At 34.8% G+C, this 5,469-nt stretch carries 4 protein-coding genes; 2 read left to right on the plus strand and 2 right to left on the minus strand.

Annotation, left to right across the window (positions count from 1 at the left end):
- Positions 1-123: 123 nt before the first annotated feature.
- Positions 124-471 (minus strand): 50S ribosomal protein L19, encoded by a 348-nt coding sequence (gene rplS / locus ABFR62_12725; GenBank protein ID MEN8139287.1) that lies wholly within the window; start codon positions 469-471, stop codon positions 124-126.
- Positions 472-850: 379 nt separating this feature from the next.
- Between rplS and ABFR62_12730 the strand changes: the two genes are divergently transcribed.
- Positions 851-1,993: an FmdC precursor gene (locus ABFR62_12730; GenBank protein ID MEN8139288.1), complete on the plus strand. Its 1,143-nt coding sequence runs from the start codon at positions 851-853 to the stop codon at positions 1,991-1,993.
- Between the two features lie 59 nt (positions 1,994-2,052).
- Here ABFR62_12730 and uvrB read toward each other — a convergent pair whose 3' ends face one another.
- Positions 2,053-4,053, minus strand: a complete 2,001-nt coding sequence (uvrB, locus tag ABFR62_12735; protein MEN8139289.1) for an excinuclease ABC subunit UvrB — start codon at positions 4,051-4,053, stop codon at positions 2,053-2,055.
- Between the two features lie 593 nt (positions 4,054-4,646).
- Between uvrB and ABFR62_12740 the strand changes: the two genes are divergently transcribed.
- Complete coding sequence (locus ABFR62_12740) at positions 4,647-5,054, plus strand: hypothetical protein (GenBank protein ID MEN8139290.1); 408 nt, start codon at positions 4,647-4,649, stop codon at positions 5,052-5,054.
- The last annotated feature ends 415 nt before the right edge of the window (positions 5,055-5,469 follow it).

Genomic DNA, 5,469 nt, shown 5'->3' on the forward strand with positions numbered 1-5,469 from the left:
AGTAAATTGTCCTAGGTTTTACTCTCCCCCAGAAAATGGGCTTGATCCATTAAGATTTCAGTATAAGGAATAAAAAAAACCGCTTCGTTATGAAGCGGTTTCTTTGTTTTGTATCTTGAAAGATTATGATCTTTTTTCTTTGATACGAGCTTTCTTACCTGTAAGTTCACGTAGGTAGAAAATACGTGATCTACGTACTTTACCTTTTTTGTTAATTTCAATTTTTTGAATTGAAGGTAAGTTTACCGGGAAAATACGTTCTACTCCAAAAGTACCTGACATTTTACGGATAGTAAATGTTTCATTTACTCCTGCACCTCTTCTTTGTAAAACAACCCCTCTAAAAAACTGAGTACGGGTTTTGTTCCCTTCACGAATTTCGTAATAAACAGTTATCGTGTCTCCGGCACCGAATTCAGGTAAGTCATTTTTTACTACTGAATCCTGTACGTACTTTAATAAATCCATCATTGATGATTTTAAAAATTATAATTAATCAACATACACGTTTATCGTCAGCGGTTGACAAATCTAAATCGTTCCCTATTAGTTAGTTAAAGTACTAACCTTGAAAACGGCTGCAAATTTAAATATAATTTGTCGAATATTAAAAAATTGAGTATTGTTTTTTATAAAACAGTTGTTTTGTCAGGCCTATACTAATTCCTGTTTGCTGTTTTTTTAATGGTTCAATGTTGGTTGGTGGAATAAATATTTAATGTTGCAGTTAATTTAACCTTGTATTTTCATCTGATTAATGTTGCATTAACGATTGTTTAACGCGTGAAGTCTTGTGTAATATCAGGGTAATATTATTTTTGCCATCGAATAATTTTACTAAATAATTATTATGAAAATTTATAATTACTTTATTGTAGTACTAATCTTTATAACTTCCAGCCTGTCTGCTCAGGTAAATTATGACGGAGCAGGAATAGGAAAAGGAATAAGATTCAAAACAAATGATGATTCTTTCTATCTGAAATTTAGAACAAGAATACAAACCCGTTGGGATTTTGAACAAACTCCTGAATTAAATCTTTTAGAGAATAAAGCCTTCGTAAAAAGATCCAGAATAAAATTTGACGGTTACTTTATGAATAAGGATTTAAGGTATAAGATGGAATACGATGTATTAGGGGGATATGTTCGCGATGCCCTTATAAAATATAGAATGGGTAATTTCGATTTTTGGTTTGGTCAGGGTAAGTTGCCCGGTAACAGGGAGCGTATAGTTTCATCAGCGAATTTGCAATTAGTTGATAGATCTATTTTCAATAAGAATTATACACTGGATCGTGATATTGGATTTCAGTTGCATCACAGTTTTAATATAGGGAATGTTGTAGTAAGAGATATATACGCCATTACTTCCGGAAAAGGGATACTTGATAACAGAATGTCATCCGGTCTTAGTTATACTGCAAAATTAGAAGTGTTGCCTTTTGGGAAGTTTACAAATAAAGGTGATTATATAAGTGGGGATCTTGTAAGAGAGGAGACGCCTAAGTTATCGGTTGCTGTATATGGTAATTATATCGAGGAAGCATATAAGGACAGGGGGCAGATAGGAAAGAGATATACGTCAACAGCTGATTTATTAAATTTGGGATTTGATATGTTGTTTAAGTATAACGGCTACTCTTTAATGGTTGAAGGCGGCCAAAGAACAGGAGATGGAGATGCTGAGTTTGTATATGATCTCGATCAAAATATTGGTGCATTTTATACGGGAAAAGGTGTTAATATCCAGACAGGATACTTGTTTAAAAATAACTGGGAAGTTGCCGGGAGATATTCTTTCACAGATCCGAATAATTCTGATTTTCATTATGGAATTAATGATCACACTATAGGTATTAGTAAATATATTATCGGACATGCATTTAAGTTGCAAAGTGATTTTACTTATAGAACAATGGATGGGATAGATATTGTTGGTAGTGAAAAAGATATGTTCATCTTCAGAATGCAATTGGAATTCCAGATATAAAAAATAATTTACATAAAATATAAAATATAGATCCCGGAGTTTTAGTTCCGGGATTTTTTTTACAATTCTGCTAAAGCCTGTTTAAATATTTTTATTTCATCTCTCAATCTTGCAGCTTCAATAAAATCTAATGCTTTTGCAGCTTTTTCCATTTCCTTTGTTTTTGCGGTAATTGAACTTTTCAGTTCACTTTTCGACATGTAATCTGGTTTTTGCTCTGCGGCAATATCTGTTTTACTTATAATAGAATATTCTTTCCTGGCGATATCGTTGGTTAAAGCACTCTCAATTTTTTTGTTTAATGGTTTTGGAGTGATGTTATTGGCTGTATTGTATTCAATCTGTTTTTCTCTTCGATACTCAGTTTCGTCAATGGTTTTTTTCATACTGGCAGTTACTTTATCAGCATACATTATAGCCAAACCATTAATGTGTCTCGCTGCTCTACCAATTGTTTGTGTCAACGATCGGTGCGAGCGCAGAAATCCTTCTTTATCAGCATCTAAAATAGCTACAAGCGAAACCTCCGGTAAATCTAAGCCCTCTCTAAGTAAGTTTACTCCAACCAGAACATCAAAAACACCTTTTCGTAAATCCTGCATTATTTCAACACGCTCCAGAGTATCAACATCCGAATGAATATATCGTGATCGAATTTGAACCCTTGTAAGGTATTTTGTTAACTCCTCAGCCATCCTCTTTGTTAAGGTAGTAACAAGAACCCTTTCATCTTTTTCAATACGCTTTTGAATTTCTTCCAATAAATCGTCTATCTGATTCAAACTGGGTCTGACTTCGATATTTGGATCTAATAAACCTGTTGGTCTTATTATTTGCTCAACATAAACACCTTCGCTTTGTTCCAGTTCATAGTCGGCGGGAGTAGCACTAACATAGATTACCTGATTCTGAATATCTTCAAATTCTTCGAATTTTAAAGGTCTGTTATCCATTGCTGCAGGCAGTCTAAAACCGTATTCAACCAGATTTTCTTTTCTGGAGCGGTCTCCTCCATACATTGCTTTTACCTGCGAAACTGTAACGTGACTTTCATCGATTACCGTAAGGTAATCTTTTGGGAAATAGTCTAAGAGGCAGAAAGGCCGCGATCCTTTATCTCTGCCGTCTAAATAGCGCGAGTAATTTTCAATTCCCGAGCAATACCCAAGTTCGCGAATCATTTCTAAATCAAACTCTGTTCTTTCCTGAAGACGTTTAGCCTCAAGGTGTTTGCCGGTTTCTTTAAAGAAGTCAACCTGCTTAACCATATCGTCCTGGATATTTTCTATTGCATTTTGCAGTCTTTCCTGTCCTGTTACAAATAAGTTGGCAGGGTAGAGCTTAATCTCTTCGAAAGTCTCAAGTACTTCTCCTGTGCCGGGGTCGAAAGATTCTATTTCATCAATTTCATCTCCCCAAAAGTGAAATCTGAAAGCGTAATCGGCGTATGCAGGAAAAACATCAACAGTATCACCTTTAACTCTGAAATTTCCCCGTGAAAAATCTGCTTCGGTACGCGAATAGAGAATTTTTACAAGATAATTCAAAAATACAGTACGTGGAATTTCCTCACCGGCTTTAAAAATCAATACATTCTTTGTGAATTCCTCAGGATTACCTATACCGTATAAACACGATACTGAAGCAACTACAATTACATCGCGTCTGCCTGATAACAGGGCAGAGGTGGTGCTCAATCTCAGTTTTTCAATTTCATCGTTTATCGAAAGATCCTTTTCTATATATGTCCCGGTTACCGGAATATAAGCCTCAGGTTGATAATAGTCGTAATACGAAACAAAGTATTCTACTGCATTTTCGGGAAAAAACGATTTGAATTCGCTGTATAGCTGTGCGGCCAGAGTCTTATTATGAGCTAATATTAACGTTGGTTTCTGAACTTTTTCCAAAACATTTGCCACAGTGAAAGTTTTTCCCGATCCGGTAACACCTAATAATGTTTGAAACTGTGTTCCTTCATCTATTCCCTGCACAAGTTGATCTATTGCTTGGGGCTGATCGCCGGTAGGGCCAAATTCCGATTCAATTTTTAGCTTCATATTGTATATGTTCTCTTGTCTGCAAAACTAATTAATTATCGATTAATATATGCTGCCGCTGTATTCTAATTTGTAGTGCGAGAATTTGGAAGCTGACTTTATTATAGATTTTGGTGTTTTGGGCGTGCCCCTTTTGCTAAGACTATGATTCGGTTTTACTCAGGAACAGTTCTCAGCAAAAGGGTCGGGCTTTACGCTATATCTTTTTTGCATTTAGTTCTTCTTCTCCGGTTTGTTGCTTCAATTTTAGTTATGAAGCGTTGGTGTACTATATATAAAGGAGCAAAAAAGGATGCCGCTGCAATCCCTCACGCTGTCGAATAAATGAGAAAAGGGGGAAGTTCACTTTTCTTTTTCTCATTTTCAAGACGACAGCGGAGTGATATGAACAATAGTAAAGCAGTCGAATACCGATAAATATGATTTGTGAATAATCCCTCACGCGAAAAAAAGTTCCTGAGCGGAGTCGAAGTACATAATATTTATTTGTAGTTATTCAATAGTTGATGTAAATTAACATCTGACATTTACCCTGCATGGAAATTGTTCCTAAAAGCTTGTCAAAGGAAGTAGAATTATCAAACATTAAATACATGGAGACAAAATTAAAGCGATCAATAGGGATCTGGATTTCTTCCATAATAGCGGTTGTTTTCGGAATACTTACAATTAAATCCGGTGGATCAGTATTGTTCGGAGCTGATATTTATAGGGAGGCAGCAGGTAATTATGTTCCTTTTGTAGTTTGGTTCAATTTTATGGCGGGGTTTTTATATATGATAACCGGGATAGTTATTTGGATGCAAAAAAAGATAGCCTTTATGATGGCGGCCTTTATTGTTATAGCTACAAGTTTTGTCTTTGTAATATTTGTAATTCATATATTAAAAGGAGGAGATTATGAGTTAAGAACAATTATGGCAATGACACTGCGTACTTTTATTTGGTTGGTGATCACTTTATATTTATCTAAAGTTTCTTTGCTATTGAAAAAACCATAAAAGTATTGTCACAACGTGTTACTTAACTTCTAAATAATGTAAAGTTCTCCCTCAGGTAAAACCTAAGAAGCTTGTGTAGTTTGTATTTCACAGTGATTAAAAGCCTGTAAATAAGTTGTTTTACTGCGGTATTGTTAAGGAAACGGGATGCGAAAAAGTCCCAAATATGTGTAGCTACAAGCATTGATAATGTCATTTCAGAATATTTTCAATATAGTAGGATGTAATGATTTCAATTCGAAAAAAAAACATTACATTTGTAATCCTCACCAAATCAGATCATAGCAAAATTTATTTAAAATTAGGCTTGCTTTCTCTTGCAGGTAAGTAAAGTATTACTACTTTTGCACCCGCTTTGAAAAACAAATAAGCTTTTTCAGTAGCGAAACAGGGATAGTAAAGTTCATTAAATTAT

The organism is Bacteroidota bacterium (assembly GCA_039714315.1).
GTDB lineage: Bacteria > Bacteroidota > Bacteroidia > Flavobacteriales > JADGDT01 > JADGDT01.